This is a genomic window from Streptomyces coelicoflavus, from assembly GCF_003112555.1.
Classification (GTDB): Bacteria; Actinomycetota; Actinomycetes; order Streptomycetales; family Streptomycetaceae; genus Streptomyces; species Streptomyces coelicoflavus.
The window spans coordinates 1-26,558 of sequence record NZ_BEWB01000014.1 but is presented as its reverse complement, the minus strand read 5'-3'; the positions used below and the strand labels follow the sequence as shown (position 1 = coordinate 26,558).

The 26,558-nt window shown below is 73.5% G+C and carries 26 protein-coding genes; 16 read left to right on the top strand and 10 right to left on the bottom strand.

Translation table 11 applies throughout. From position 1 onward, the window contains the following. Positions 1-75: 75 nt before the first annotated feature. Genes Sco07f_RS30710 through Sco07f_RS30700 form a run of 3 tightly spaced genes read left to right on the top strand, consistent with a single transcriptional unit; the run spans position 76 to position 2,643 of the window. Complete coding sequence (locus tag Sco07f_RS30710; protein ID WP_164142180.1) at positions 76-753, top strand: TetR/AcrR family transcriptional regulator; 678 nt, start codon at positions 76-78, stop codon at positions 751-753. Positions 754-763: 10 nt separating this feature from the next. Beyond that, complete coding sequence (locus Sco07f_RS30705; RefSeq protein ID WP_087792398.1) at positions 764-1,555, top strand: SDR family NAD(P)-dependent oxidoreductase; 792 nt, start codon at positions 764-766, stop codon at positions 1,553-1,555. A gap of 47 nt (positions 1,556-1,602) precedes the next feature. Further along, positions 1,603-2,643, top strand: coding sequence for an NAD(P)-dependent alcohol dehydrogenase (locus Sco07f_RS30700; RefSeq protein ID WP_108989735.1), 1,041 nt, complete (start codon positions 1,603-1,605; stop codon positions 2,641-2,643). Positions 2,644-2,763: 120 nt separating this feature from the next. Here Sco07f_RS30700 and Sco07f_RS30695 read toward each other — a convergent pair whose 3' ends face one another. Further along, positions 2,764-4,293 carry a helix-turn-helix domain-containing protein gene (locus Sco07f_RS30695; RefSeq protein ID WP_108989734.1) on the bottom strand — a complete coding sequence of 510 codons (1,530 nt, stop codon included), beginning with the start codon at positions 4,291-4,293 and terminating at the stop codon, positions 2,764-2,766. Between the two features lie 145 nt (positions 4,294-4,438). Here Sco07f_RS30695 and Sco07f_RS30690 point away from each other — a divergent pair, with 145 nt between their 5' ends. From Sco07f_RS30690 to Sco07f_RS30680, 3 genes are all read left to right on the top strand, one after another. Further along, on the top strand, positions 4,439-5,059 hold the full coding sequence (locus Sco07f_RS30690; protein WP_007446489.1) for an L-threonylcarbamoyladenylate synthase: 621 nt from the start codon (positions 4,439-4,441) through the stop codon (positions 5,057-5,059). 90 nt (positions 5,060-5,149) lie between these two features. Next, on the top strand, positions 5,150-5,905 hold the full coding sequence (locus tag Sco07f_RS30685) for a dienelactone hydrolase family protein (protein WP_108989733.1): 756 nt from the start codon (positions 5,150-5,152) through the stop codon (positions 5,903-5,905). 91 nt (positions 5,906-5,996) lie between these two features. Further along, on the top strand, positions 5,997-7,499 hold the full coding sequence (locus Sco07f_RS30680; protein WP_108989732.1) for a metallophosphoesterase family protein: 1,503 nt from the start codon (positions 5,997-5,999) through the stop codon (positions 7,497-7,499). Between the two features lie 24 nt (positions 7,500-7,523). On the opposite strand, the gene Sco07f_RS30675 is transcribed toward Sco07f_RS30680, so the two are convergent. After that, the gene (locus Sco07f_RS30675; RefSeq protein ID WP_108989871.1) at positions 7,524-8,552 is read right to left on the bottom strand and encodes a TauD/TfdA dioxygenase family protein; all 1,029 of its coding nucleotides are present in this window, start codon (positions 8,550-8,552) and stop codon (positions 7,524-7,526) included. 113 nt (positions 8,553-8,665) lie between these two features. Between Sco07f_RS30675 and Sco07f_RS30670 the strand changes: the two genes are divergently transcribed. Both Sco07f_RS30670 and Sco07f_RS30665 read left to right on the top strand, forming a co-directional pair. Beyond that, a complete protein-coding gene (locus Sco07f_RS30670; protein WP_007446492.1) occupies positions 8,666-9,496 on the top strand; it encodes an aldo/keto reductase in 831 nt (276 codons plus the stop codon). A 53-nt stretch (positions 9,497-9,549) separates the two neighbouring features. Further along, positions 9,550-10,191, top strand: coding sequence for a DNA polymerase ligase N-terminal domain-containing protein (locus tag Sco07f_RS30665; protein WP_054101463.1), 642 nt, complete (start codon positions 9,550-9,552; stop codon positions 10,189-10,191). Here the strand turns inward: Sco07f_RS30665 and Sco07f_RS30660 are convergent. The 4 genes from Sco07f_RS30660 to Sco07f_RS30645 all read right to left on the bottom strand — a co-directional run bounded on the left by Sco07f_RS30660 (position 10,186) and on the right by Sco07f_RS30645 (position 14,172). Beyond that, positions 10,186-12,543 (bottom strand): SpoIIE family protein phosphatase, encoded by a 2,358-nt coding sequence (locus Sco07f_RS30660; RefSeq protein ID WP_167468285.1) that lies wholly within the window; start codon positions 12,541-12,543, stop codon positions 10,186-10,188. The genes Sco07f_RS30665 and Sco07f_RS30660 overlap by 6 nt on opposite strands. Before the next feature lie 61 nt (positions 12,544-12,604). Beyond that, the gene (locus Sco07f_RS30655; RefSeq protein ID WP_108989730.1) at positions 12,605-13,072 is read right to left on the bottom strand and encodes a peroxiredoxin; all 468 of its coding nucleotides are present in this window, start codon (positions 13,070-13,072) and stop codon (positions 12,605-12,607) included. Then, complete coding sequence (locus Sco07f_RS30650) at positions 13,069-13,449, bottom strand: DoxX-related protein (RefSeq protein ID WP_007446501.1); 381 nt, start codon at positions 13,447-13,449, stop codon at positions 13,069-13,071. The genes Sco07f_RS30655 and Sco07f_RS30650 overlap by 4 nt, the downstream gene beginning before the upstream one ends. A 72-nt stretch (positions 13,450-13,521) precedes the next feature. Beyond that, positions 13,522-14,172 carry a TetR/AcrR family transcriptional regulator gene (locus Sco07f_RS30645; RefSeq protein WP_007446502.1) on the bottom strand — a complete coding sequence of 217 codons (651 nt, stop codon included), beginning with the start codon at positions 14,170-14,172 and terminating at the stop codon, positions 13,522-13,524. 244 nt (positions 14,173-14,416) lie between these two features. Between Sco07f_RS30645 and Sco07f_RS30640 the strand changes: the two genes are divergently transcribed. From Sco07f_RS30640 to hemC, 4 genes are all read left to right on the top strand, one after another. Then, positions 14,417-15,871 (top strand): MFS transporter, encoded by a 1,455-nt coding sequence (locus Sco07f_RS30640; RefSeq protein WP_108989729.1) that lies wholly within the window; start codon positions 14,417-14,419, stop codon positions 15,869-15,871. A gap of 96 nt (positions 15,872-15,967) precedes the next feature. Beyond that, the gene (locus Sco07f_RS30635) at positions 15,968-16,948 is read left to right on the top strand and encodes an ATP-dependent DNA ligase (RefSeq protein ID WP_108989728.1); all 981 of its coding nucleotides are present in this window, start codon (positions 15,968-15,970) and stop codon (positions 16,946-16,948) included. A gap of 141 nt (positions 16,949-17,089) precedes the next feature. Next, on the top strand, positions 17,090-17,866 hold the full coding sequence (locus Sco07f_RS30630) for an NPP1 family protein (protein ID WP_108989727.1): 777 nt from the start codon (positions 17,090-17,092) through the stop codon (positions 17,864-17,866). Positions 17,867-17,939: 73 nt separating this feature from the next. After that, positions 17,940-18,875 carry a hydroxymethylbilane synthase gene (hemC, locus tag Sco07f_RS30625; protein WP_087792388.1) on the top strand — a complete coding sequence of 312 codons (936 nt, stop codon included), beginning with the start codon at positions 17,940-17,942 and terminating at the stop codon, positions 18,873-18,875. Between the two features lie 58 nt (positions 18,876-18,933). On the opposite strand, the gene Sco07f_RS30620 is transcribed toward hemC, so the two are convergent. Next, complete coding sequence (locus Sco07f_RS30620; RefSeq protein WP_087792387.1) at positions 18,934-19,458, bottom strand: hypothetical protein; 525 nt, start codon at positions 19,456-19,458, stop codon at positions 18,934-18,936. 302 nt (positions 19,459-19,760) lie between these two features. Between Sco07f_RS30620 and Sco07f_RS30615 the strand changes: the two genes are divergently transcribed. Continuing rightward, positions 19,761-20,552, top strand: a complete 792-nt coding sequence (locus Sco07f_RS30615; protein WP_087792386.1) for a SigB/SigF/SigG family RNA polymerase sigma factor — start codon at positions 19,761-19,763, stop codon at positions 20,550-20,552. Here Sco07f_RS30615 and Sco07f_RS30610 read toward each other — a convergent pair. Then, complete coding sequence (locus Sco07f_RS30610; RefSeq protein ID WP_373558682.1) at positions 20,500-20,904, bottom strand: ANTAR domain-containing protein; 405 nt, start codon at positions 20,902-20,904, stop codon at positions 20,500-20,502. The two genes, Sco07f_RS30615 and Sco07f_RS30610, sit on opposite strands and share 53 nt — an antisense overlap. 122 nt (positions 20,905-21,026) lie before the next feature. Between Sco07f_RS30610 and Sco07f_RS30605 the strand changes: the two genes are divergently transcribed. Further along, entirely contained in the window at positions 21,027-21,830 is an 804-nt protein-coding gene (locus Sco07f_RS30605; protein ID WP_007388061.1) for a VOC family protein, read from the top strand. Positions 21,831-21,840: 10 nt separating this feature from the next. Here the strand turns inward: Sco07f_RS30605 and glgX are convergent, their stop codons facing one another. Then, positions 21,841-23,988 carry a glycogen debranching protein GlgX gene (glgX, locus tag Sco07f_RS30600; protein WP_108989726.1) on the bottom strand — a complete coding sequence of 716 codons (2,148 nt, stop codon included), beginning with the start codon at positions 23,986-23,988 and terminating at the stop codon, positions 21,841-21,843. Further along, complete coding sequence (locus Sco07f_RS30595; RefSeq protein ID WP_087792384.1) at positions 23,985-24,500, bottom strand: pep a2; 516 nt, start codon at positions 24,498-24,500, stop codon at positions 23,985-23,987. The genes glgX and Sco07f_RS30595 overlap by 4 nt, the downstream gene beginning before the upstream one ends. Positions 24,501-24,814: 314 nt before the next feature. Between Sco07f_RS30595 and Sco07f_RS30590 the strand changes: the two genes are divergently transcribed. Both Sco07f_RS30590 and Sco07f_RS30585 read left to right on the top strand, forming a co-directional pair. Beyond that, the gene (locus Sco07f_RS30590; RefSeq protein ID WP_007388062.1) at positions 24,815-25,096 is read left to right on the top strand and encodes a DUF5133 domain-containing protein; all 282 of its coding nucleotides are present in this window, start codon (positions 24,815-24,817) and stop codon (positions 25,094-25,096) included. Between the two features lie 61 nt (positions 25,097-25,157). Next, the coding region (locus Sco07f_RS30585; protein ID WP_108989725.1) for a maltotransferase domain-containing protein at positions 25,158-26,558 on the top strand (1,401 nt) is incomplete at its 3' end.

Genomic DNA, 26,558 nt, shown 5'->3' with positions numbered 1-26,558 from the left:
TGGTGTCCCAGCGGGTGATGTGTCTCAACGGGTCATGTGTCCCATTGGGACATTTCTAGGTGTACGGTCGGAGGTATGACGGCAACGAAGCCCTCCCGGACCGCCGAGGACCCCACCGAGGACCGGCGACAGCGCAAGGCGCGGCAGACCCGTGACGCGCTGGCCACCGCCGCCTGCGACCTGATCCTGGAGCGCGGGCCGGCGGCGACCACGGTGGAGGCGATCGCCGAGCGCGCGGACGTCACGCGGCGGACGTTCAGCCGGCACTTCGCCGGCAAGGAGGACGCGGCGCTCGACTTCGTCCGCCGGGACGGCGACCGGATCAACGCGCTGCTGCGGTCCCGCCCCGCCGGCGAGCCGCCCCTGCTCGCCTACCGCAGGGCCGTGCGGGACTGGCTGGCCGACCGGGAGGACCCGGCCTGGCACGTGCGTCCCCGGATGCGCCGCCTGCTGGCCCTGGCGGACACCGAGCCCGAGCTGTTCGCCGCCTACCAGCGCATCCGGGTCGACGCCCAGGAGGAGTCGATCCGCATCGTCGCCGGCCGGCTCGGCAGCGACGACGCCCGGGACGTGCGCCCGGCCGCCGTCGTCGACGCAGCCGCCGGAGTCCTGATCGCCGCCCTGCGCCTGTGGGCGCGCGGCGACGAGGGGGACTCGGGAGCCGCAGACCTCGCCGCCCTCGTGGAGCGGGCCTACGACGCCCTGACCTCGGAGGCCGCGGCCGCGACCCCCGACAGCACCACCGAAGAGTGAGAACAGCACCATGAGCACCACCGGAAACACCCCCGCCACCACCGAGTACGCCGCCGAGTTCGCCGGCCGTACCGCCCTCGTCACCGGCGCCGCCTCCGGCATCGGCCTGGCCACCGCCCGCCGGCTCGGTGCCGGCGGCGCGAACGTCGTCGTCGCCGACTTCAACGCCGAGGGCGCCGAGAAGGCCGCCGCCGAGCTCACTGCGCAGGGCGTGCGCGCCGCCGCCGTCGAGCTGGACGTGACCCGCCCGGAGTCCGTCGAGGCGGCCGTCCGGTTCACCGTCGACACGTACGGCGGCCTGGACCTCGCCGTGAACAACGCCGGCATCGGCGGCCCCAGCGCACCGACCGGCGAGTACGACGTCGACGCCTACCAGCGCGTCGTGCACACCAACCTCGACGGCGTCTTCTACTCGATGCGCTACGAGCTGCCCGCCATGCTGGCCGGCGGCCGGGGCGGCTCGATCGTCAACGTCGCCTCCATCCTCGGCTCGGTCGGCTTCGCCGGCTCCCCCGCCTACGTCGCCGCCAAGCACGGCGTGGTCGGACTGACCAAGGCTGCCGCGGCCGAGTACGCCGCCCAGGGCGTCCGGATCAACGCGGTCGGTCCGGGCTTCATCGACACGCCGCTGCTGAAGACCATGGACGAGGCCGCCTACAAGGGCCTGGTCGCCCTGCACCCGGCCGGCCGGCTCGGGCGTTCCGAGGAGGTCGCCGAGCTGATCGCCTTCCTGCTGTCGGACCGCGCGTCCTTCGTCGCCGGCAGCTACCACCTGGTCGACGGCGCCTACACCGCCGTCTGACCACCGGTCACCCGTCCCGGGGGGAGAGAGAACAAAGGAGTTCGGTCATGAAGGCACTGCAGTACCGCACCATCGGGGCCCCGCCCGAGGTCGTCACCGTCCCCGATCCGGAACCCGGCCCCGGCCAGGTGCTGCTGAAGGTGACCGCCGCCGGCGTCTGCCACTCCGACATCGCGGTGATGGGCTGGCCCGCCGAGGGCTTCCCGTACGAGCTGCCGCTCACGCTCGGCCACGAGGGCGTCGGCACCGTGGCCGCGCTCGGCGCCGGGGTGACCGGTGTCGCCGAGGGCGACGCGGTCGCCGTGTACGGGCCCTGGGGCTGCGGCACCTGCGCCAAGTGCGCCGAGGGCAAGGAGAACTACTGCCTGCGCGCCGACGAGCTGGGCATCCGCCCGCCGGGGCTCGGCCGGCCGGGCTCGATGGCGGAGTACCTGCTGATCGACGACCCCCGGCACCTGGTCCCGCTGGACGGGCTCGACCCGGTGGCGGCGGTGCCGCTGACCGACGCCGGGCTGACGCCGTACCACGCGATCAAGCGGTCGCTGCCCAAGCTGGTCCCCGGTTCGACGGCGGTGGTCATCGGCACGGGCGGTCTCGGCCACGTCGCGATCCAGCTGCTGCGCGCCCTGACGTCCGCCCGGGTCGTCGCCCTGGACGTCAGCGAGGAGAAGCTGTGCCTGGCCCGCGCGGTGGGCGCGCACGAGGCGGTGCTGTCGGACGCGAAGGCCGCGGACGCGGTGCGCGAGCTCACCGGCGGTCTCGGCGCCGAGGCGGTGTTCGACTTCGTGGGCGCCGCTCCCACCGTGCGGACCGCCGGGGCCGTCGCGGCCGTCGAGGGCGATGTCACGCTGGTCGGCATCGGTGGCGGCTCGCTGCCCGTCGGCTTCGGCGTGCTGCCGTTCGAGGTGTCGGTCAACGCGCCGTACTGGGGCAGCCGCAGCGAGCTGATCGAGGTGCTGAACCTGGCCCGCTCCGGTGCCGTCTCGGTGCACACCGAGACGTACTCCCTCGACGACGCCCCGCTCGCCTACGAGCGGCTCCACGAGGGCAGGGTCAACGGGCGCGCGGTGATCCTGCCCCACGGCTGACACCGGCCCCAGGGGGCGCGACCGGTCCCCCGTTCCGGTCGTGCCCCCTGCCCGTCGAACCTACGTGGACGGCTCCGCCGTTGTGAATCGTGCCGATGCCCGCTGCCGGGCCCGAAGGACTCAGTCGTGCACAGGTGAGTCCGGATGGCCCGGTTTCGTCCCGTGCAGGAGCGGCTGGTCGAGGTCACCGGTCGCCAGGTGGGCCAGCACGACCTCGTACAGGTCGCTGCCGGCGGCGAGCAGCTCGCGTTCGAGGACGGGCTCGGCGCTGCGGACGTGCTCGCGGACGGTCTGCGCGTGCATGCCGAGTTTCTGCGCGGCGCGCTCGGCGTTGCCGCCGGCGGCGATCCAGGTGCGCAGGGTGCGCCGCAGGTCCCGGCCGTCCGGGTCTAGCCGGCCGAGCAGATCGACGGCCCAGGTGCGCAGCGCGGGCCCGGACAGCAGGCCGGTGAGCCGGGCGGCTCCGGTTCGTGCGCCGGCGCCGGGCGGGGGTTCGGCGAGCCCCACCTGTGAGTTCAGGGCGAGGTGGACGGCGGCCCGGACGGTCAGGTCGGCGAAGTCCGTGCGCAGCAGCGACTCGACCCGGTCCATGCGGGCGCGGACCGTGTTGCGGCTGACGCCGAGCACCTTCGCCGTGTTGACGGCGGTGAACTCCAGGCCGAGCCGGGTGGTGGCCAGCAGCTCGGCACGCGTGTGGTGCGGCAGGGTGTCGAGCGGGCTCAGCACGCCGGCCGTCCAGTCGTGCAGCTCCGCCGGGTCCATCAGCCGCTCGGGCCGGGTCCGCTCGGCGTACAGGGCCGCCTTCTGCGGATGGAACCGGGCCACGGCGAGGGCGCTGACGGCCTGGCCGTAGGCGGCCGCGGTACGGGCGAGGCCCTGCGGGGCGCTGCCGCCGAGGAAGACGCCGGGACGGTGGCCGACGAGCGAGCGCAGTTCCTCCCCGGCCGTGTCGTGCGGGGCGAGGACGATCACGTGCCCGTCCACCGCCGGGCACCGTACGACCAGGGCCTGTTCCTCCGTCGCCGACACGCACTCCTCGGCCAGGCGGTCCCGTTCGGCGGGGCTGCTCTCCACGACGTACACGCAGGCCGTGTCGGTGTCGAGGAGGCCCGGCCAGAGTCCGGCGGCGACGCGCCGGGCGGAGACCGTGTCCTCCACCATCAGCAGTTGCAGGATGGCCAGGCGCAGGTCGGCGGTGGCCCGCCGCAGCCGGTTCCCGGCCGCGGTCGACTCGTGGCCGGCCAGCAGCAGCTCCATCACCTGGGCGGTGTGCGCGACGATGTCGGCAACGCGCCGGTCGAACGGTGTGGCGCGTGCCACCGCGAGGACGGCGGCCCGCGCCGGGTGGGACCTCGCCACGGGGACGAGCCGCAGATGGCGGCCCCGGTCCTCCAGCGCGGCCGACGCGATCCGGCCGGAGGTGACGTCGGCGACCAGGCCCTTGTCCAGCGGCAGGCGTGTGCCGGCCAGCAGCCGGCCGGTGCCGTCCTGCAACGAGACCGTCGCGTGCGCGGTGCCGGCGAGCCAGGCCACGACCCGGTGCAGGTCGCGTCCGGCCGGCCGCAGGTGCTCGAGCAGTTCCCGTGCCCATCCCGCATGCTCGCCGGCCCCGGATGTCCGCTGTCGTTCCTCGTCCTCTCGGCCCGCCACGTCGGCCTTCTCCTCGTCTCGCCTCGTCCCCGGCCCAGGTCGGGGACGTTACCCCATGGCTCTGTGCCCGGGCCTGTCGCGGAGCCGGCGGCGGGATCCGCCGGGCCTGTCGGGCGGGGCGGCCGGACGGGCATAAGCTCGGTGAATGGCGAAGTACTTCGACGTGCACCCCGACAACCCCCAGCCGCGCAGCATCGCCCAGGTCGCCGACAGCGTCCGCTCCGGCGCGCTGATCGCGTACCCGACGGACTCCTGCTACGCGCTGGGCTGCCGGCTGGGCAGCCGCGACGGGGTCGACCGCATCCGGTCGATCCGCAACCTGGACAGCCGGCACCACTTCACGCTGGTCTGCCAGGACTTCGCGCAGCTGGGCCAGTTCGTGCAGATCGACAACGACGTGTTCCGGGCGATCAAGGCGTCGACCCCCGGCAGTTACACCTTCATCCTGCCGGCGACGAGGGAGGTGCCGCGCATGCTCCAGCACCCCAAGAAGAAGACCGTGGGCGTGCGCATCCCCGACCACGTCGTCACCCAGGCCCTGCTCGCCGAACTCGGTGAACCGCTGCTGTCCAGCACGCTGTTGCTGCCGGACGAGGAGGAGCCGATGACGCAGGGCTGGGAGATCAAGGACCGGCTCGACCACGTGCTGGACGCCGTCGTCGACTCCGGGGACTGCGGCACCGAGCCGACCACCGTCGTCGACTTCTCCGACGGCGAGGCGGAGATCGTGCGGCGCGGCGCGGGTGACACGTCCCGGTTCGAGTAGCGGGCCGTCCGCGGGACGACCGGGCAACCGAGAGACCGACAGACCGAGATACCGAGAGACCGAGAGACCGAGGGAAGGGCGCAACTCCGGATGACCGCAGTAGAGGGAACCGACGTCGACATCCCCACCGGCGACGGCACCGCCGACGCCTATCTGACGCACCCGGCCGACGGGGCACCGCACCCCGCGGTGCTGCTGTACATGGACGGCTTCGGGCTGCGACCGTCCCTGCGCGCCATGGCCGACCGGCTGGCCGGGGCCGGGTACACCGTGGCGGTGCCCAACGTCCTGTACCGGGAGGGCCGGGCACCGGTCGTGGAACTGCCCGAGTTCATCGACCAGGCCTCCCGGCCGAGGATCTTCGAGCGCCTCGGCCCGATGATGCGGGCGCTCACGCCCGATCAGGTGGAACGGGACGCCGACGCGTATTTGCGGTGGCTGGCCGGACGTCCGGAGGCGGCCGGCGGACCGGTCGCGGTGGCCGGTTACTGCATGGGCGCCGCCCTCGCCCTGCGTACCGCCGGCGCGTATCCCGACCGGGTCGCGGCGACGGCCGGCTTCCACGGCGGGAACCTGGCGACCGAGGCGCCGGACAGCCCGCACCTGGTGGCCGGCCGCCTCACCGGGGAGGTGTACTTCGCCCATGCCGACGACGACCCGGGCATGCCCGCCGAGCAGCAGGAGCGTCTGGAGGCAGCGCTGACCGGGGCGGGCGTGACCCACCGCTGCGAGGTCTACCCGGGAGCGCACCACGGCTACACCCAGGCCGACACCTCCGCGTACGACGAGAAGGCGGCGGAACGCCACTGGGACGCCCTGCTCGGCCTCCTGAAGCGGACCTTCTGACCCGGACGTACGCGAAACGGCCCGTGTGGAGCCGGACTTGGGCGGCCCGCCCCCGTCCGGCCCCCGGGCCGGGCGTTGTTACCGTGCCGGGGTGTCCAACTCCTCACGTGATTCCGCCGAAGGCGCCGGCTGGGGCTCCGCCGAGCCCGGCGCCTACCGGGCGCTCATGCCGCAGCGCACCGAGAAACTGTCCTGGCTGAGCCCGGCAACACTGTGGGCCGCTCGCAACGGCGTGCTGGCCTCCTGGTTCGGGGACCCCACGGGCCGCACCCGCTCCCGCTGGGTGGCGCAGCGGGCGGCGGCCGGGGCGCCGGCCGGCAAGGTGATCCGGCGGGACGACCCCGACCGGTTCTCCTTCCTCGTCATCGGCGACACGGGAGAGGGCGACGATCCCCAGTACGCCGTCGTGCCCGGGCTGTTGCGGGCGGGCGGGGACACCCGGTTCGCGGTCCTCGCGAGCGATGTGATCTACCCGGTGGGCAGCGCCGACGACTACGGCACGAAGTTCTTCCGCCCCTACGCCGACTACCAGGCCCCCATATACGCGATACCGGGCAACCACGACTGGTACGAGGACCTCGGCGGTTTCATGCGCGTCTTCTGCGACGACGCCCCGCCCCTGCCGCCGGAACCCGCGCCTCGCCCGTTCACGCCCGCGTGGCTGCGGTCCCTGCTGTGGCACCGGCCGCACCCGGACGACGGCCGGCACCTGGACGAGGCCCGCAAGCTGCGCCCGGCCCCCGCCCAGCAGGCCGTCCAGCCGGGCCCGTACTGGGCCGTCGACGCCGGTCCGGTGCGGATCGTCGGCATCGACACGGGGCTGCTCGGCACGGTCGACACCGAGCAGGGCGCCTGGCTGCGCGAGGTGTCGCGGGGCGACCGGCCGAAGATCCTGGTCACCGGCTCGCCCCTGTACGTGGACGGCGAGCACCACCCGTGCCCGATCGAGGGCGGCGGCACGGTCGACGACATCGTGCGCGACCCCGCCCACCACTACGTCGCGGCGATCGGCGGCGACATCCACAACTACCAGCGCTATCCGGTCGACGTGGGCGGCCGCACCGTGCAGTACGTCGTGGCGGGCGGCGGCGGCGCGTTCATGCACGCCACGCACACCATCCCGCGCGTCTCGGTGGCCGGCGTCTCCGAGGACGACTTCCGTTCCTACCCGCTGCGCGGCGACTCGCTCGCCTTCTACAGCGCCCTGTACGGCCGCCGGCTCCGGCTGCGCCGCTTCTTCACCCTCACGGAGGCCGAGGCGACGGCCGTGATCGCCGAACGCCTCGGCATCCGCACCGGCCGTGCCCCGGGCGACGCCGCGCGGGTCACCCGGCGCACCCGGATCGTGGCCGGACTGCTGGGCACGGCCCGGCGGCCCGAGCGCCGGAAGCGGTTCCGGCTGCCCGTGCGCAAGATCTACACGTCGCTGTTCTCGCCGGGCTCGGCGACGTACAGCCCGCCCTTCTTCAAGTGCTTCCTGCGTCTGGACGTGACGCCGGAGGCGGTCCGGCTGCGCTGCTTCGCCGCCACGGGCAACCAGGCGCAAGAGGTGGATCCGCCGGTCGAGGACGAGGTGACGATCCCGCTGGGGTGACGCGGCGCGGGCGGGCCGCCGGCCTCACCAGCGGCCCGCCTCGCTGCCCGTGACCGGCTCGGACGGGGTGCCGTCGACACCCACCGGAATCTCGCCGGTGAGCATCACCCGGTGCATGGTGCGGGGGTGGTCGAAGTGGGCGTGGTCGCCGGGGGCGAGGTGGATGGTGGCGCGGTTGTCCCAGAAGGCGACGGTGCCCGGCTCCCAGCGGAGACGGACGGTGTACTCGGGGCGGGTGGCCTGCTCGACGAGGAGTTCCAGGATCGCCGCGCTCTCGGGGCGGGAGAGCCCGGCGATCTGTTCGACGTAGTAGCCGTTGACGAACAGCACCCGCTCCCCCGTCTCCGGGTGCACGCGGACCAGCGGGTGCACGGTCGCGGTCTGGTGGCCGAGGAGGTGCCGGAGGTAGGCGTCGTCGCCGGGCCGGGGCTGGTAGCCGACGCCCAGGCGGTGTTCGGCGCGCAGGGTGTCGGCGAAGGCGCGCAGGGGCGCGGACAGTCCGGCGTAGGCGGCGGCGAGGTTGGCCCAGGTGGTGTCGCCGCCGTACGGGGGGACGGTCTCGGCGCGCAGGATCGTGAAGGCCGGCGGGTCGACGCGGGCTCCGTGGTCGCAGTGCCAGCCGCGCAGCAGGGTGTGGCGCCGGCGCCGCAGCCACTCGTCGTGCTCCATCCCGAACCGCCCGCCCAGCTCAAGCCGGTCGGCGGTCGTCTCGACCTCCGGGAAGCCGGCCGGGGAGGCCTTGCCGCGCCGGGGCAGGACCACGGGTTCGCCGAAGAGGCGGGCGAACGCGACGTGGCCGGCGTGGTCGAGGCGCTGGTCGCGGAAGAACACCACCTTCCAGCGCAGTACGGCCGCCCGCACCGCCGCGACCTGTGCGGCGTCGAGGCCCGCGGCCAGGTCGACGCCGCGGATCTCCGCGCCGATGTGCCCGGCGGCCGGCCGCACCTCGATCTCCGCGGTCCCGGTGGCCGCCGTACGGGTGTCCTTCGTCGTGTCCGTCGTCGTGCCTGTTGCCCTGTCCGCTGCCCTGTCCGTTGCCCTGTCGGTCGTCATGCGCCGATCGTGGCAGACGGCGTTCCACGCCGTGCGGTTGATCACGGGTCCCGGCGTGGGCGAGGGTGGAGGGGGCGGCACACCGCCGCGCAGAGTCGAGGGAAGGTCCCACGGTGATCAGCATCCCGGCGTACACGCTCAACGACGGAACCACGCTCCCCGCCCTGGGTCTGGGCACGTGGCCGATGAAGGACGACGAGGCGGAGCGGGCGGTGCGCGAGGCCCTCGGGGCGGGGTACCGCCTGATCGACACGGCGACGAACTACCGCAACGAGACCGGCGTCGGCCGCGGGGTCGCCTCCGCCGGTCTCCCCCGCGAGGAGATCGTCGTGACGACCAAGCTGCCCGGCCGGCACCACGGCTACGAGGAGACGCTCGCCTCGTTCGAGGAGTCCCGCTCCCGTCTCGGTCTGGAGTACGTCGACCTGTATCTGATCCACTGGCCGCTGCCGCGCGTGGACAAGTACGTCGACTCCTGGAGGGCCATGGTCAAGCTGCGCGAGGAGGGTCTCGTACGGTCGGTGGGCGTCTCCAACTTCACCGCGGAGCACATCGAGCGGCTGGAGAAGGAGACGGGCGTCCTGCCGTCCGTCAACCAGATCGAGCTGCACCCCCTCTTCCCGCAGGACGAACTGCGCGCCTACCACGAGCGCAAGGGCATCCGCACCGAGAGCTGGAGCCCGCTGGGCCGGGGCAGCGACCTGCTGGACGATCCCGCCGTCGCCGCGGTCGCCGGGGCGCACGGGGTGACGCCCGCCCAGGCGGTCCTGCGCTGGCACACCCAGCTGGGCGCGGTGCCGATCCCGAAGTCCGCCGACCCGGCGCGGCAGCGGGCCAACCTGGACGTCTTCGGTTTCGAACTGGACGCCGAGCAGCTGCGCGCGGTGGCGGACCGCGCGCACCGCCGGATCGGCGGCGACCCGGAGGTGCACGAGGAGTTCTGAGCGGGGTACCCGGTCCGGGCGGCGGCCGAGGGTCTCCCGGGAAGGAGTGTCAGGTGGGCGGCGAGGACGACGGGCTGCGGGCCTACCACGGCAAACGGGACTTCCGCCGGACCGGTGAGCCCGCGGGAGACGGGCCGCCCGGTGAGGGCGGCCGGCCCCGCTTCGTCGTGCAGATCCATGACGCGAGCACCCTGCACTTCGACTTCCGGCTCCAGGTGGCCGACGTGCTCAAGTCGTGGTCGGTGCCGAAGGGTCCGTCGGCGGACCCGCGCGACAAGCGGCTGGCGGTGCCGACGGAGGACCATCCGCTGGAGTACGAGGAGTTCGAGGGTGTGATCCCCGCGGGTGAGTACGGGGGCGGCACGGTCATCGTGTGGGACCACGGCACCTACGAGCCGCTCAGTCACGACCGCCGGGGACGGCCGGTCGACTTCGCCGAGTCGCTGGCGCACGGCCACGCCCGGTTCCGGCTGCACGGCGCCAAGCTGCGCGGGGAGTACGCGCTGACCCGGTTCCGCGGCGGCCCGGACCGCGGCGCCGGTGAGGACGCGGCGTGGCTGCTGGTGAAGACGGCCGGCGGCGGGCGCGGGCACGGCACCCCGGACCCCCGGCGGGCCCGCTCCGCGCGCACCGGCCGCACCCTGGCCCGGGTGGCCGCGGAGGACGGCACGGGACGGGAGCGGCCCGCGTCATGACGCGGGCAGCGGCTGTTCGGCCCAGATGGTCTTGCCGGTGTCCGTCTGGCGGCTGCCCCAGCGCTGGGTGAGCTGGGCGACCAGGAGCAGGCCCCGGCCGCCCTCGTCGTAGGCGTGGGCGCGGCGCAGGTGGGGTGAGGTGGAGCTGGCGTCGGAGACCTCGCAGATGAGGGTGGCCTGGCGGATGAGGCGCAGCCGGATGGGCGGCTCCCCGTAGCGGATGGCGTTGGTGACGAGTTCGCTGACGACGAGTTCGGTGACGAAGGCCGTGTCGTCCAGCCCCCACTCCGTCAGCTGTTCGCCGACGGACCGTCTGGTGGCCGCCACTCCGGCGGGGTCGGGGCTGACGTCCCAGGTGCGCACCCGGTCCTCGCCCAGTGCGCGGGTGCGGGCCAGCAGCAGCGCGACGTCGTCGCCGGGCTCCTCGGGCAGTACGGCCTTGAGCACGCCGTCGCACAGCGCCTCCAGCGAGGCCGCGGGCGCGGCCAGCGCCCGGCACAGCTCCGCGGTGGCGTGGTCGACGTCGCGGTCGCGGTCCTCGATCAGTCCGTCGGTGTAGAGGGCGACGACGGAGCCCTCCGGCAGTTCCAGCTCCGTCGCCTCGAACGGCAGTCCGCCCACCCCGAGCGGCGGCCCGGCGGTCATGGCGACCGTACGGGTGCTGCCGTCGGGGAGGAGGAGGACGGGCGCGGGGTGACCGGCGGCCGCCAGGGCCAGTCGCCGGGACACGGGGTCGTACACGGCGTAGAGGCAGGTGGCGCCCAGTTCCGCGATCTCCGCGTCGCCGCCGTCGTGCGCGCCGACGGCCGCGAGATGGGTGACGAGGTCGTCGAGGTGGGTGAGGAGCTCGTCGGGGGGCAGGTCGACGTCGGCGAGGGTGCGCACGGCCGTGCACAGCCGTCCCATGGTCGCCGTGGACGGGATGCCGTGGCCCACGACGTCGCCGACGACGAGGCCGACGCGGGTGCCGGAGAGCGGGATCACGTCGAACCAGTCGCCACCGATGCCCGCCGCGGACCCGGAGGGGAGGTAGCGGTGGGCCACCTCGACCGCGGCCTGTCCGGGCAGGTCCCTGGGCAGGAGGCTGCGCTGGATCGCCAGGGCGGTGGCGCGCTCGCGCGCGAAGCGACGGGCGTTGTCTACGGAGACGGCCGCCCGGCCGGCCAGTTCCTCGGCCAGTACGGCGTCCTCGACGGCGTACGGCTCCCGGGGCGCGGTCCGGGCGGCCAGTGCGACGCCCAGGGTGGTGCCGCGGGCCCGCAGCGGCACGGCCAGGACCGAGCAGACGGCTTCGCGGAAGGGCCGGTTGTGCGGGGCCTCGGCCTCGCGGGTGCGCATCCACCGGTCGAACTCGGGGTCGCCGGGGCCGCTGAGCACGACGCGGCCTTCCCGCATCGCCCGGGCCGGAGGGCTGTCGGACGGGTGGACCTCGTGCCCGCCGAGGTGGACGGCGGGGGTGGGGAAGCCCTCGGTGGCGGAGACGTGGGCCACCCGGCGCAGTCCGGCGTGCTCGGGCGGCGTCGCGAGGGGTTCGTCGGTGCCCAGGACCCAGTCGAGCAGGTCTACGGCGGCGAAGGCCGCGAACCGCGGCACGAGGAGCTGGACCAGTTCCTCGGCGGTGCGGACGACGTCGAGGGTGGTGCCGACCGTGCCGGCCGCGTTCAGCAGGGCCAGCCGCTCGCGGGCGCGGTGCTGTTCGGTGCTCTCGAGGGCGGCCATGGCGACGGCGGTGAGTGCGCCGGAGGCGTCGTGCACCGGCCAGATCTCCACGGTCCAGGCGTGCAGCCGGGTACCGGCCGGCGCGGGCCCGTAGCTCTCGTACTGGACGCGCCGTCCGGTGTCGGCGACGACGCGCAGGTGGTGCAGGAAGGACCGGGCGTCGCCGTCGAAGTCCGCCAGCGTGTCGGACAGGCGGTGGCCGACGAGTTCGTCGGCCTGCCTGCCCATCATCCGGCACGTGGTCTCGTTGACGTGCACGAAGCGCAGGGCGGGGTCGAGGACGGACACCGACAGGGGGGCCTGCCGCACGGCGGCGTCGATCAGGGCGGGCGCCGGGCCGCCGGGCGGGTCGGCGGTCACCGCGCAGCCGTCCGCCGCGCCGTCGGCGCCCAGCAGCGGGCAGGCCCGCAGCCGCAGGCTCACCGGGTGGCCGTCGCGGTGGCGGATCACGGCGGTGCCGTCCGGGACGGTGCCGGACAGGAGTGCGGGGGGCGCGTCCCGCGCGAGCAGGTCCCGCGCGGGGCGTCCCACGACCGCCTCGGCCGGGTACCCGGTGAGCCGGCGCGCGCCCTCGCTCCACCCGGTCACCAGTCCGCGGGCGTCGACGATCATCGTGGCGGAGGAGTCCTCCATGCCGTCCAGGATCATCCCAGGACGATGCGCTATCAACCCGGGCGGGGCGCGGGCGGCCTTTTCACTCCCGGTGAGCGCGGAGGGCGGCTAGGGCCCGGTCGGCGTGCGTGTTCATCCTGAGTTCGCTGCGGACGACCTCCAGCAGGGTGCGGTCCTGTCCGACGACGAAGGTGACGCGCTTGGTGGGAGCCAGGCTGAAGCCCCGCTTCACCCCGAACCGCTCCCGGACCGCGCCGTCGGTGTCGGACAGCAGCGGCATGCCCAGGGTGTGGCGCCCGGCGAACTCCTGCTGCCGTTCGACGGGGTCGCCGCTGACGCCCACGGGCCGGGCGCCGACGGCGGCGAACTCGGCGGCCAGGTCGCGGAAGTGGCAGGCCTCGGCGGTGCAGCCGGTGGTCAGCGCGGCCGGGTAGAAGAAGAGGATTACGGGGCCGTCGGCGAGCAGTTCGGACAGGCTGCGCGGGGTGCCGGTCTCGTCCGGCAGGGTGAAGTCCTCGACGGTGTCGCCGACGGCGGGAGGCCTGCTCATGACCGGCCCTCGCTGTCCCGGGCGACGGCTCGGGCCCACAGCACGAGCGGCACCTGCACGGGCAGCCGTCCGAGGGCGGCGGCCTTCCGCGGAGCGGGACGGTGGCGCCAGTCCCAGGCCATCTTGACGTTGGCGGGGAACACCCCGACGAAGAAGGCGGCGGCGGTGAGCGCGGCGGCCCTGCGGGTGCGCGGCAGGGCGAGTCCGGCGGCGAGCGCGAGTTCGGCGGCGCCACTGGCGTACGTCCAGGCCCTGGGTGTGCCGGGCAGGGAGCGCGGCACGGTGGCGTCGAAGGGGCGGGGCCGGGCGAAATGGGCGGCGCCCGCGGTGGCCAGCAGGCCGGCGAGCAGCAGGGGTGAGCGTTCGGACCGTGACACGGTTCCTCCTCGTGGGGGCCTGCCGCGCGATATTACTCGACGGTAAGGTGCGCGGGGCGGCCGGGCGCCGCCTCAGCCGCGGGGCGTGACGGGGGCCAGCCACATGCCCACGATCGCGTCGACGAGGCCGTCGGCCGCGTCCTGCCAGCTGGCGCGCGGGGTGGGGCGGTTCTCGGCCAGGGCCCGCTCCCGCTCCTCCGCGGTGTGCACGATGAGGTGGCGGGCCATGTCGCCCCGCTCCGCGCGGACCTCGTCCGGCAGCGCGGGCATGCACCGGTTGCGCCCCACGATGATCGCCCGCAGGGAGACGGAGGCGCGGGACTCCTCGGTCATGATCTCCCGCAGCGCCGGGTCGGTCATGACCTGGGCGCAGAACCGCGCGTACCAGGTGGGACTGCCCAGCGCCGCCAGGTGGTCGAACTGGGGACGCACCAGGCAGTCCACCCAGTCGCGCAGGTCGGGCGAGTCGCCGAGCGCGGCGAGCTGCCGGGCGCGCAGCTCCTCGACCCGCTCCGAGTGGTGCTGAGCGATGGCCCGGACGAGGTCCGCCTTCGTACCGAAGTGGTAGCCGACCGCCGCGTTGTTGCCCTGCCCGGCGGCCTCGCTGACCTGGCGATTGGAGATCGCGTACACCCCGTGCTCGGCGTACAGCCGCTCGGCGGTGGTCAGGATCAGCTGCCGGGTCGCGCTGACCTGTTCCGTCCGGCCCGTCCTGCCCGCCATGTTCACCACCGCGCCGGGACTGACTCCTCACGGCCCGCGACGACCAGTCCCTCGAGTCGTCGCAGGTCCGCCGTCGTACGGCGGGTTGTCACGGAAGCCTACGGGGCGGCGGCGTGGGGTCGCCGCCCGGCCCGGAGGCGCGCTTCCCCTCCACACCCCGTAGACTACTTCAAGCGACTGACTTAAATGTTCGCGCTCCGGTTCTCACACTCGTGGCACCACTCATCGCTCGAAAGGCTCTTTCATGCCCGCTTCCCCCGCCACACCACGGCCGAACGCCGTGGTGGCGGTACTGGCCCTGGCCGGGATCGTCGTCGCGCTCATGCAGACTCTGGTCATCCCGATCATCCCGGAGCTGCCGAAGCTCCTGGACGCGTCGGCCTCGGACGCGGCCTGGGCGGTGACCGCCACGCTGCTCGCCTCCGCGGTGGCCACTCCGGTCGTCGGCCGGCTCGGCGACATGTTCGGCAAGCGGCGGATGCTCCTGCTCAGCCTGATACTGCTGATCGGCGGCTCGGTGGTCTGCGGGCTGAGCGACGCGCTGGTCCCGATGGTCGCCGGCCGCGCCCTCCAGGGCCTGTCCGCCGCCGTGATCCCGCTCGGCATCAGCATCATGCGCGACGAGCTGCCCGCCGAGCGGCTGGCCGGCGCCACCGCGGTGATGAGCGCCTCCCTCGGAGTCGGCGGCGCGCTCGGCCTGCCCGCCGCCGCGCTGATCGCGGACAAGCTGGACTGGCACATGCTGTTCTGGCTCTCCGGGGCGCTCGGCGCCGTCGCCCTGGCGCTGGTGCTGGCGCTGGTGCCCGAGTCGGCGGTGCGCACCGGCGGCCGTTTCGACCTGCTCGGCGGTCTCGGCATGGCCGCCGGACTCGCGAGCCTGCTGCTGGCGATCTCCAAGGGCGGCGACTGGGGCTGGTCCTCGGGCACCACCCTCGGCCTGTTCGCGGCGGCCGTGGTGATCCTGCTGGTCTGGGGCTGGTGGGAGCTGCACACCCCTGAGCCCCTGGTCGACCTGCGCACCACCGCCCGCCGTCAGGTGCTGTTCACCAACCTGGCGTCCGTCGCCATCGGCTTCTCGATGTTCGCGATGTCCCTGGTACTTCCGCAGCTGCTGCAGTTGCCCGAGGCCACCGGTTACGGGCTCGGCCGGTCCCTGCTGACCACGGGCCTCGTGATGGCGCCGTCCGGCCTGGTGATGATGGCGTTCGCCCCGGTCTCCGCGAAGGTCTCCAGGTCCAGGGGCCCGAAGGTGACGCTGATGATCGGCGCCCTGATCGTCGCGGCCGGCTACGGTCTCAACATCGTGCTGATGGCCGAGGTCTGGCACCTGGTGCTGGCCTCCTGCGTCATCAGCGCGGGCATCGGCTTCGCCTACGGCGCCATGCCGTCGCTGATCATGGGCGCGGTGCCGGCGAGCGAGACGGCCGCCGCGAACAGCCTCAACACCCTCATGCGGTCCCTGGGCACCTCGGTCGCCAGTGCCATCGCCGGTGTGATCCTGGCCCAGCTGACGATCGACCTCGGCGGCTTCGCCCTGCCGTCCGAGAACGCGTTCAAGGTGGTCATGGCCATCGGCGCCGGCGCGGCCCTGCTGGCCGCCGCCATCGCGTCCTTCATCCCCCGGCACCGTCCGGCCGTCCCGTCGGCCGGCCCGGCCCCGGTCGACGGGACGGCGGCGCAGCCCGCCTCCGCCCGCTGACCGCGACGGCGCCGGTCCCGCCCGGGACCGGCGCCGTTCAGGCGAACCTGGCGGGCAACGCGCGTGACGGCACCCGGGCGGGTCGAGTACTGACCCGTGGAGCTGCCGCTGATCCCTCCGATGCTCGCCACCCCCGGCACCCTGCCGTCCGCCGCGCAGGACGCGCGCTGGGCCTACGAGACCAAGCAGGACGGCCAGCGCGTGGTGATCTACCTGCCCGGCGACGGGAGCGTCCTGCTGCGCGCCCGCTCCGGCCAGGACATCACCGCCGCCTACCCGGAGCTGGCGCCGCTCGCCACCGCGCTCGGCGACACCCCGGCCGTGCTGGACGGCGAGGTGCTGGCCCTGGACGAACGGGGCCGCGCCGACTTCCAGTTGCTCCAGTCCCGGATGGGCCTCGCGCACGCCCCGGCCCGCGCGGCGCACCGGGCGGCGAGGGTCCCCGTCCACCTGGTGCTGTTCGACGCCCTGCACCTGGCGGGCCGCTCCCTGCTGCGCACCCCTTACACCGGCCGCCGCGAGCGGCTGACGGACCTCGGGCTGAACGGGCCGTCGTGGTCGACCCCGGCGGCGCTGGTCGGCCACGGCGAACAGGCCCTGCGGGCCACCCGTGAGCACGGTCTCGAGGGGCTGGTGTGCAAGCGGCTGGACTCGGTGTACGAGCCGGGGGTCCGCTCCCGTGCCTGGGTCAAGATCCGCAACATGCGCAGCGAGGACGTCGTGGTCGGCGGCTGGCTGCCCGGCAGGGGACGGCTCGGCGGCCTCCCCGGTGCCGTCCTGGTCGGCCAGCGCGCCGCCGGCCGGCTGCGCTACGTCGGCGGGGTCGGCACCGGCTGGAGCGCGGGCGAGCGGTCCGAGCTGGCCGCGCTGCTGGCGGCCGCCGCGAGCGACGTCTGCCCCTTCGACCCGGTGCCGTCGGTGCCGGGTGCTCGCTGGGTCGTGCCCCGGCTGGTCGGCGAGGTCCGCTACAGCACCCGCACCCGCGAGGGCATGCTGCGTCAGCCGTCCTGGCTCAGGCTCCGCCCGGACCTGGCGCCCGAGGAGTCCGCCGCGGACATTCCGGACGAACCGGTGTGAGCGGGTGACGCCGGATCAGGTGTTGGGCCGCCCTTCACCGCGGGGACGCCGGTGCGCCCTTGGCGCGCGAGGGAAAAGAGGGGACCCTGAACTCCCCTTCCCCCCACAGCCGTTGGGCTGCGCCACCCCGAGGAGGACGCGATGTTCCCGCGTACCGCCGCAACGCCCCGCCGCAGATGGCTCGCCGTGCCGCTCGGTGCCCTCGCCCTGGTCGTCGCCTTTCCCGCCACCGCCTTCGCCGCCCCGCCGCCGGGGCTGCCCGGCAACGCCGACAGCCTGGAGCGGGCGTACCAGCCCGCCTACGACTACGACACCGACGGCTGCTACCCGACCCCGGCCATCGGCGCCGACGGGGCGGTCAACGGCGGGCTGAAGCCGACCGGCGCCCTGAACGGCAACTGCCGCGACGCCGCCGACCTGGACAACACCAACGGCTACGCGCGCGCCAAGTGCGACGGCGACTGGTGCGCCTACATGTACGGCCTCTACTTCGAGAAGGACCAGGCCCTGCCCGGTACGAGCCTCGGCGGCCACCGGCACGACTGGGAGCACGTGGTGGTGTGGGTGAAGGACACCGCCGTGCAGTACGTGTCGACGTCCAACCACGGCTCGTTCAGCGTGCACGAGCGCTCCGCCGTCCGCTTCGACGGCACCCATCCGAAGATCGTCTACCACAAGGACGGCATCAGCACCCACTGCTTCCGCCTGGCGACCTCGGGCGACGAGCCGCCGGAGAACCACGAGGGCGCCTGGCAGTACCCGTCCCTGGTCGGCTGGAACGGCTATCCGGCCGGTCTGCGCGACAAGCTGAGCGCCTACGACTTCGGCAGCGCCAACTTCGGCCTCAAGGACGGCAGCTTCGCCTCCCACCTGGCCGCCGCCCGGCCCGCCGGCATCCCCTTCGACCCGTACGCGTGAGACGGGGGGCGAGAACGGGCCGGTCGGGCGAACCCCGGCCCGGGAACGCCCCCGCGCGCACTATCGTGTCCGCATGTCCGCCCCCGAACTGATCCGCATCGTCTCCCGCGACTCTCCCATGGCGCTGGCTCAGGTCGAGCGCGTCCGGGCCGGGTTGGCGTCCCTCCACCCCGGCGTGCGCACCGAGGTCGTACCGGTGAGGACCACCGGCGACAAGTGGCTCGGGGACCTGTCGCAGGTGGAGGGCAAGGGCGCGTTCACCAAGGAGGTCGACGCCGCGCTGCTGTCGGGCGAGGCGGATCTCGCGGTGCACTGCGTCAAGGACGTGCCCGCCGACCGGCCGCTGCCCGCCGGCACGGTGTTCGCCGCGTTCCTGAAGCGGGACGACGTGCGGGACGCGCTCGTCCACCCGGACGGGCTCACCCTGGACGAGCTGCCGGAGGGGACCCGCGTGGGCACGTCCTCGGTGCGCCGGGTCGCGCAGCTGGCCGCCACCCACCCGCATCTGCGGTGCGTGCCCTTCCGCGGCAACGCCAACCGGCGGCTGGCGAAGCTCGCCGCGGGCGAGGCGGACGCCCTGCTGCTCGCCGTCTCCGGCCTGGAGCGCATCGGCCGGGGCGACGTGATCAGCGAGGTCCTCTCCCCCGAGACGATGATGCCGCCGATCGGCGCGGGCATCCTCGCCCTTCAGTGCCGCGAGGGCGACGGCGGCCTGATCGACGCGGTGAGCGGCCTCGGCCATCCGGAGACGCACCGGGAGGCGACGGCGGAGCGCATGTTCCTGCACGTCCTCCAGGGGCACTGCAACAGCCCGATCGCCGGGCACGCCCGCGTGGACCGCGGCGGGGAACTCTCGCTGCGGGCCTGCGTCTTCACCCCGGACGGCAAGACCCGGCTCAACGCCCACGAGTGGGCGGGCCCGCTGGACCCGGCGACCCTGGGCACCTCGGTCGCCGTGGCCCTGCTGCGGCAGGGCGCCCGGGAGATCATCGACGGCATCGCGCACTAGAGGGTGCCGGCAGTCGGCAGACCCCTGGGAGCGGGACCGGGTGCGACCGCCCGGCGGGTCAGGCGGTGCCCTCCTCCGACTGGCCCCGCAGGAAGGCGCTCACCTGGTGCGCCACGCCCTCGTCCCGCACCGTGCCGCACGGGGTGGCGCCGGCCCCGTCGGGCAGCCCGAGGGCGCCGCTCCACAGCCGGCGGTCGGTCCACTCCTCGTCCACCCTCAGCTGCACCTGCACGTCCACCTGGCTCAGGCTCGCCTCCGGACCGGCTCCGTAGAGCACGGCGGTGGCCCGGCGCAGCGGGTACACGTCGAAGCCCTCGATGAACTGGGAGTTGCGCCAGTCGAGGAAGGCGCTCTCCCCCTCGGCGCCGATCCGCACGTCGATCTGGCCGTCCTCCAGGTGGATGCCGAGGTGCCGCCCGCCCCGGTTCTCGACGGTCACCCGGACCCGGAAGTACGTGAGCCCCTCGGCGGCGTCGTCGCGCCCGCGCGGCGGCTCGGCGGGCTCCAGACGGTGGACACGGACCCGCAGGCCGGCGTGCTCGTCGTACTCCTGCCAGTCCCCGACCACGTTCGGCTCGTACACGGTGCCCCTCTCGACCTCTCGACGCTGCTTCCTATCTGTGTGCCGATCGCACTGTCAAATGAGCGGAATGCGCTGTGGCCAGGGCCTTCGCCCCTTTTGATCGACGATCAAGCGTTGCGCAGGGACGATCCGCCGGCGCCCGCGCGCGCGATCACCCGGAGCGTGCCGCACATCACGTCCCGCTACCGGGCGGCCGCCCGGTCACCGGCGAGCCGCCGTTCGAGTGGCCGTCCGGGGCATTCGCGCTCAGTATCCATATATACGAGGACTTGCCAGCACCCCTGCTGAGGGAGGTGCGCGTGATGCGTGTCGCCGGCAGAACCCAGCCCCACCCGCACGACGACGCCCCCGACACGGCCGCGGCGTTCGACCGGCTCGCCGGGCTGCCCGAGGGACCGGAGCGCAAGGCGCTGCGGGACGAACTGATCCGGGTCTGGCTGCCCATGGCGGAGCGGATCGCCGTCCGCTTCCGGGGCCGCGGCGAGAACCTGGAGGACCTCTACCAGGTGGCGGCCCTGGGCCTGGTCAAGGCCGTCGACCACTACGACCCGGAGCGCGGTCACGCCTTCGAGGCGTACGCGGTGCCGACCGTGACCGGGGAGATCAAACGGCACTTCCGCGACCACATGTGGACGCTGCACGTGCCGCGGCGGATCCAGGACCTGCGCAACCGGGTCCGCAGATCGGCGAAGGAGCTGGCGCAGACCACGCCGGGGCGCGCGCCGACCGTCGATGAGATCGCCGAGCACGCGCAGCTGACCACGGTCGAGGTGCGGACCGGCATGGAGGCCCTGGAGTGCTTCTCGGCGCTGTCGCTGGAGGCGGAGATGCCCGGCACGGACGGGTACGCGCTCGGTGACGCGCTGGGCGGGCCCGATCCCGCCTTCGACGCGGTCGTGGACCGGGTGGCGGTGCGGCCCTGCCTGGAGGCGCTTCCCGAGCGCGAGCGCACCATCCTCTACCTGCGCTTCTTCGGCGGGATGACGCAGAGCGGCATCGCCGAGCAGCTCGGCATCTCCCAGATGCACGTCTCCCGGCTGCTCACCGGCTGTTTCGACCGGATACGCGAGGAGATCCTGGCGGAGGCGCGCTGAGACCGGCCACGCCGCACACGGGCCGCCCCAGGCGGTCCTCCAGGGCGGTGAGGATCTCCTGCGGCATCACTCCGGTGCGCCCCCAGATGAGTACCGTTTCCGCCACATTGCGGAGTTTGATGTTCGTATGCTGGGAAACTTCCTTCAGGACGATCCACCCCTCGTCCGGCGTCACCCCGCCGAGGACGATGATCGCACCGATGGCCTGGTCGACGACGGCGTGCGAGACCACCGCCTCCTTGAGCTGCCGCACCTCCTCCTGCAACCGGAAGATCTGGTCGGAGTCGGAGTCGGGGTCCGGGCCGGTGCCCGGGCCGGGGTCCGGGCGCACGCCGGTGGGGGGCACGGTCACCTCGGGGCCTCCGTTTCGGCGCCATGTGCGGGGTACTCGCCAGGCGCCCGCCGCACTCCCGGCCGGACAACACCGGTGTGCAGCCGGTGGCTGCCGGTGGACGAGACCAGGACGCGACTGCCATGAACCACGACATGACCTCCTCCACCCGCGGGGAAGGCCTGCTGTCCACGCACTCCGTGTACGGGGCGCCCTGCTGGGTGAGTCTCACCAGCCGCGACCTGAAGGTCACCGAGGAGTTCTACTCCGCCGTGCTGGGCTGGCAGTGGCGGCCCGCCCGGCTGGGCGAGCCCTTCCGCATCGCCCTGGCCGACGGGGTGCCGGTGGCCGGGATCGCGGCCGTCGCCGCGATGTGGCAGATGGCGGTGGCCTGGACGCCGTACTTCGCCGTGCGCAGCGCGGGCGAGGCCGCGTCGCGGGCGCAGGAGCGCGGCGGCACCGCCGCGGTCGGGCCGATCTCCCTGCCGCCGGGGCGGGCGGCCCTGCTCGCCGACCGGGACGGCGCGACGTTCGGGGTCTGGGAGGGCGAGCTGTTCTCGGACTGGGACGCCTGGCGCACCAAGCGTCCCGCCTTCATCCGGCTGCACACCCGTGACGCCTTCGACGCCGCGATCTTCTACGGCGAGATCTTCGAGTGGGCCTCCGGGCAGGGCTGCTGCGAGGTCCGCTACGAGGGGGACGAGGTGGTCCTGCGTCACGAGGGCCAGGTCGTGGCCCGCATCGAGTCGGGGGCGCTGGGCGCGGCCCCGGACCCGGCCGTGCGGCCGCACTGGCAGGTGCACTTCGCGGTCGAGGACGTCACCGCCTGCGCCCGCGCCGCGGAGCGGCACGGCGGCAGCGTGCTCTCGCTGAGCGCCGACGAGGCGGTCCTCCGGGACGCCGACGGCGCGCAGTTCACGGTGACCGCGCGCCGTCTCGGCAGCTGACCTCACCGGCTCACCGGCCGGTGCGGGACGGCCGGGAGAGCAGCACCAGGCTGCGCTGCCCGACGGTGAGCCGGGTGCCCGCCTTGTACTCGGCCTCGTCGGGGACGCCGTCCGGGTCGGCGGTGTCGACGAGGGTCGCCCAGCGCTCGCCGTAGGTGACGTCGGGCAGCCGGAAGTGGGCCGGCTCCCAGTGGCTGTTGAGCAGCAGCAGGAAGGAGTCGTCGACGACGGCCCGGCCCCGGGGGTCGGGTTCGGCGATGGCGTCGCCGTTGAGGAACACGCCGACGGTGTGCGCGTCGGAGCGCTGCCAGTCGTCGTCGGTCATCTCCCGCGCGTCGGGCAGCAGCCACACCAGGTCGGGCAGCGGCTGGTCGGCGTGGGTGAGGGTCTCGCCGCGGAAGAAGCGGCGCCGGCGCAGCACCGGGTGGTCGGCGCGCAGGGCGATCAGGCGCCGGGCGAAGTCCAGCAGCGCGCGCTGCTCGTCGCCGAGCCGCCAGTCGATCCAGGAGATCTCGTTGTCCTGGCAGTAGGCGTTGTTGTTGCCGCGCTGGGTGCGGCCCAGTTCGTCGCCGTGGCAGAGCATCGGGATGCCCTGGGAGAGCAGCAGGGTGGCCAGGAAGTTGCGCTGCTGGCGGCCGCGCAGTTCCCGCACGGCGGGGTCCTTGGTCTCGCCCTCCGCGCCGCAGTTCCAGGACCGGTTGTGGCTCTCGCCGTCCGCGTTGCCCTCGCCGTTGGCCTCGTTGTGCTTGTCGTTGTACGAGACGAGGTCGCGCAGCGTGAACCCGTCGTGCGCGGTGACGAAGTTGACGCTGGCGCGGGGGCGGCGGCGGCTGTGCTGGTACAGGTCGGAGGAGCCGGTCAGCCGGGAGGCGAACTCGCCGAGCGTGTGCTCCTCGGCGCGCCAGAAGTCCCGTACGGCGTCGCGGTACTTGCCGTTCCACTCCGACCACAGCTGCGGGAAGTTGCCCACCTGGTAGCCGCCCTCGCCGACGTCCCAGGGCTCGGCGATCAGCTTGACGCGGCTGATCACCGGGTCCTGCTGGATGAGGTCGAAGAACGCGGAGAGCCGGTCCACCTCGTGGAACTGCCGGGCCAGGGTGGCCGCGAGGTCGAAGCGGAAGCCGTCGACGTGCATCTCGGTGACCCAGTACCGCAGCGAGTCCATGATGAGCTGGAGCACGTAGGGGTGGCGCATCAGCAGGCTGTTGCCGGTGCCGGTGGTGTCGTAGTAGTGCTGCCAGTCCCCGTCCACCAGACGGTAGTACGAGGCGTTGTCGATGCCGCGGAAGGAGAGGGTGGGGCCCCTCTCGTTGCCCTCGGCGGTGTGGTTGTAGACCACGTCGAGGATCACTTCGAGGCCGGCCTCGTGCAGGGTCTTGACCATCGACTTGAACTCGCTGACCTGCTGGCCGCGGGTGCCGAGGGCGGCGTAGCCGTTGTGGGGCGCGAAGAAGCCGATGGTGTTGTAGCCCCAGTAGTTGGACAGGCCGCGGTCCAGGAGCACTCCGTCGTGGACGAACTGGTGCACCGGCATCAGCTCCACGGCGGTCACGCCGAGCGAGGTGAGGTGCTCCACGACCGCCGGGTGCGCGAGACCCGCGTAGGTGCCGCGCAGTTCGTCCGGCACGTCGGGGTGGGTGCGGCTGAGTCCGCGGACGTGGGCCTCGTAGATGACGCTCTCGGAGTACGGGCGCCTGGGCGGTCGGTCGTCGCCCCAGTCGAAGAAGGGGTCGGTGACCACGCCCAGCATGGTGTGCCCGGCGCTGTCGCCCGGGTCGGCCTTGCCCCTGGCCCGTTCGAAGAGGGAGGCGTGGTTGTCCACCAGCCCGTCCACGGCCCGGGTGTACGGGTCGAGGAGCAGCTTCGCCGGGTTGCAGCGGTGGCCGACGGCCGGGTCCCACGGGCCGTGGACCCGGTAGCCGTAGCGCTGCCCCGGGCCGACGCCGGGCAGGTAGCAGTGCCACACGAATCCGTCGACGTCGGGCAGCGGGACGGTGCTGTGGTTGCCGTCGTCGTCGACGAGCACGAGGTCGACCCGCTCGGCGACCTCGCTGAACAGGGCGAAGTTGGTGCCCTGTCCGTCGTACGCCGCCCCCAGGGGGTAGGGGTGCCCGCTCCACACGGGCGACCCCTTCCAGTTCGGCCTGGCCCGGGTCACCGGGCCTCCTCCAGGATGCCGTCGGGCGTACGGGCCCGGCCGGCCACCCGGGCCACCGGCATGATCTCTCGCGGCACTTCCAGCCCCTCCTGGGTGATCGGCTCGGGATCCGTCGCGACCAGCGGAACGCGTTCGCCGGCGCGGGCGCGGCGCGAGAACCAGATGACCTTGGCGCCGGTGTCGGTGGCGCAGCAGCCCCAGCCGTCGCTGTTGGCCGCGAGGTGCTGCAGACAGGTGCGCAGGTCCAGGTCGGGACGGAGCGCCTGGTCGTTGCCCCCTACGGCCGTGATGAGGTGCTGGTGGTTCCACCACATCTCGATCGACGTGTTCTTGTCGCTCGCGTGCTCGTCGATCGCCAGCAGCAGCATCTCGGCGCCCGAGCAGACGGGTTCGACGAGGTTCTCCAGGTTCCAGAACCGGAGGTGAGCGGCCAGGATGCGCCTGACCTGTCCGACCCGTTCCGGGCTCACTTCCACGTCGAGGTGGTAGTAGCAGGGCACTGCGGTCTTCATCGTCGTGGCTCCTCACCGCGAGGGCTCTCGCTCCTCCGCGTCCCTTGGGGGACGGGCTCCCCGATCACGAAGCGTGAGCGCTGATCGCTTCTGAGTCACTCCAGAGTGGGAGCGGTAGTCCATTCGTGCAACACGAACAGCTCGGGGCCGGGATCGGGGCGGAGCGGACACCGGGAAAGCAGTTGAAGATCCAACAAGACGGGGTGTCACCATCCGTGCACCATGTGTGAAGAACTCGATCGCGCCCTCAGCATCGATCGTTCGTCCAGAACCCGATCGTCCGTACCACCGGACCGTCCGGAAGGTGACCGGCCATGCTGCTCCCCGCGAAAAGCGAAGTCGCCCGGCAGCTGCGGCATTACCGCGCCTGGGAACGCTCGATGCTGGCGTCCCCCACGGACGTCACCGTCCGGACCACCTTCGAGGACTCCGGATACACCCTCTGCGTGCTGATGGGGAAGCGGTGCGCGCGCGAGGCGGCGGACGCCGCCGAAAGGTATCTGCGGACGAACCTGCTCACCCACGCGCAGGAGCGGACGGAGCGGACGGAGCGGCTCTCCCCGGCGGGGCACAGGACCCCCTCGGGCGCGGCCTGAGCCGATCGGCCCAACCCAGTCGGCCGGGCCCGCGCCCGGCCCCGAGCATGGCGGAGGTGAGATGCGGATGAGTGCGACCGTGGGGATCGGACGTATCCCGGTCCGGGACGTCCACCCGGTGGTGGAGAACGGCAGGCGCCCGGCGAAGGCGGTGGCGGGAGAGACGTTCGAGGTCACCGCGACCGTGTTCCGGGAGGGGCACGACGCGGTGGCCGCCAACGTCGTGCTGAAGGACCCCGAGGGCCGGCCGGGGCCGTGGACGCCGATGCGGGAGCTGGCCCCGGGCACCGACCGCTGGGGCGCCGAGGTCACCCCCGGAGCACCGGGCAACTGGACGTACCGGGTGGAGGCGTGGAGCGACCCCGTCGCCACCTGGCGGCACGCTGCGCGGATCAAGGTCCCGGCCGGCGTCGACACCGGCCTCGTCCTGGAGGAGGGGGCCGAGCTGTACCGGCGGGCCGCCGCGGGGGCACCGGCGGACTCCGGGCGGTCGGTGCTGCTGGCCGCGGCCGGGACCCTGCTCGACGACACCCTGCCGGTGGCCACCCGGCTGGCGGCGGCGTTGACGCCGGAGGTGGACGCGGTCCTGGCCCGGCATCCCCTGCGGGACCTGGTCACCTCCTCCGAGCCGCTGCCCCTGCTCGTCGAGCGGGAACGCGCCCTGTACGGCGCCTGGTACGAGTTCTTCCCCCGCTCCGAGGGCACCCCCGACCGGCCCCATGGCACCTTCCGCACCGCCGCCCGACGCCTGCCCGCCATCGCCGCCATGGGCTTCGACGTCGTCTACCTCCCCCCGGTCCACCCCATCGGCACCACCCACCGCAAGGGCCGCAACAACACCCTCGACGCCACCCCCGACGACGTCGGCGTCCCCTGGGCCATCGGCTCCCCCGAAGGCGGCCACGACAGCATCCACCCCGCCCTGGGCACCCTCGACGACTTCGACCACTTCGTCACCGAAGCCGACCGCCACGGCCTGGAGATCGCCCTCGACCTCGCCCTCCAGTGCTCCCCCGACCACCCCTGGGTCCACAAACACCCCGACTGGTTCCACCACCGCCCCGACGGCACCATCGCGTACGCGGAGAACCCGCCCAAGAAGTACCAGGACATCTACCCCCTCGCCTTCGACACCGACCCCGACGGCCTCCACACGGAAACCGTGCGGATCCTGCGCCACTGGATGGACCACGGCGTGCGGATCTTCCGCGTCGACAACCCCCACACCAAACCCGTCGCCTTCTGGGAACGCGTCATCGCCGACATCAACGGCACCGACCCCGACGTCATCTTCCTGGCCGAGGCCTTCACCCGCCCCGCGATGATGGCGACCCTCGCCCAGATCGGCTTCCAGCAGTCCTACACCTACTTCACCTGGCGCAACACCAAACAGGAACTGACGGAGTACCTCACCGAACTCACGGGGGACGCCGCCTCCTACATGCGGCCCAACCTCTTCGCC

Coding starts and splice junctions, on each gene's coding strand:
- Sco07f_RS30710 (WP_164142180.1), top strand. CDS start 76: ATGACGGCAACGAAGCCCTCCCGGACCGCCGAGGACCCCACCGAGGAC.
- Sco07f_RS30705 (WP_087792398.1), top strand. CDS start 764: ATGAGCACCACCGGAAACACCCCCGCCACCACCGAGTACGCCGCCGAG.
- Sco07f_RS30700 (WP_108989735.1), top strand. CDS start 1,603: ATGAAGGCACTGCAGTACCGCACCATCGGGGCCCCGCCCGAGGTCGTC.
- Sco07f_RS30690 (WP_007446489.1), top strand. CDS start 4,439: ATGGCGAAGTACTTCGACGTGCACCCCGACAACCCCCAGCCGCGCAGC.
- Sco07f_RS30685 (WP_108989733.1), top strand. CDS start 5,150: ATGACCGCAGTAGAGGGAACCGACGTCGACATCCCCACCGGCGACGGC.
- Sco07f_RS30675 (WP_108989871.1), bottom strand. CDS start 8,552: ATGACGACCGACAGGGCAACGGACAGGGCAGCGGACAGGGCAACAGGC.
- Sco07f_RS30660 (WP_167468285.1), bottom strand. CDS start 12,543: ATGGAGGACTCCTCCGCCACGATGATCGTCGACGCCCGCGGACTGGTG.
- Sco07f_RS30655 (WP_108989730.1), bottom strand. CDS start 13,072: ATGAGCAGGCCTCCCGCCGTCGGCGACACCGTCGAGGACTTCACCCTG.
- Sco07f_RS30645 (WP_007446502.1), bottom strand. CDS start 14,172: ATGGCGGGCAGGACGGGCCGGACGGAACAGGTCAGCGCGACCCGGCAG.
- Sco07f_RS30640 (WP_108989729.1), top strand. CDS start 14,417: ATGCCCGCTTCCCCCGCCACACCACGGCCGAACGCCGTGGTGGCGGTA.
- Sco07f_RS30630 (WP_108989727.1), top strand. CDS start 17,090: ATGTTCCCGCGTACCGCCGCAACGCCCCGCCGCAGATGGCTCGCCGTG.
- hemC (WP_087792388.1), top strand. CDS start 17,940: ATGTCCGCCCCCGAACTGATCCGCATCGTCTCCCGCGACTCTCCCATG.
- Sco07f_RS30615 (WP_087792386.1), top strand. CDS start 19,761: ATGCGTGTCGCCGGCAGAACCCAGCCCCACCCGCACGACGACGCCCCC.
- Sco07f_RS30605 (WP_007388061.1), top strand. CDS start 21,027: ATGAACCACGACATGACCTCCTCCACCCGCGGGGAAGGCCTGCTGTCC.
- Sco07f_RS30595 (WP_087792384.1), bottom strand. CDS start 24,500: ATGAAGACCGCAGTGCCCTGCTACTACCACCTCGACGTGGAAGTGAGC.
- Sco07f_RS30590 (WP_007388062.1), top strand. CDS start 24,815: ATGCTGCTCCCCGCGAAAAGCGAAGTCGCCCGGCAGCTGCGGCATTAC.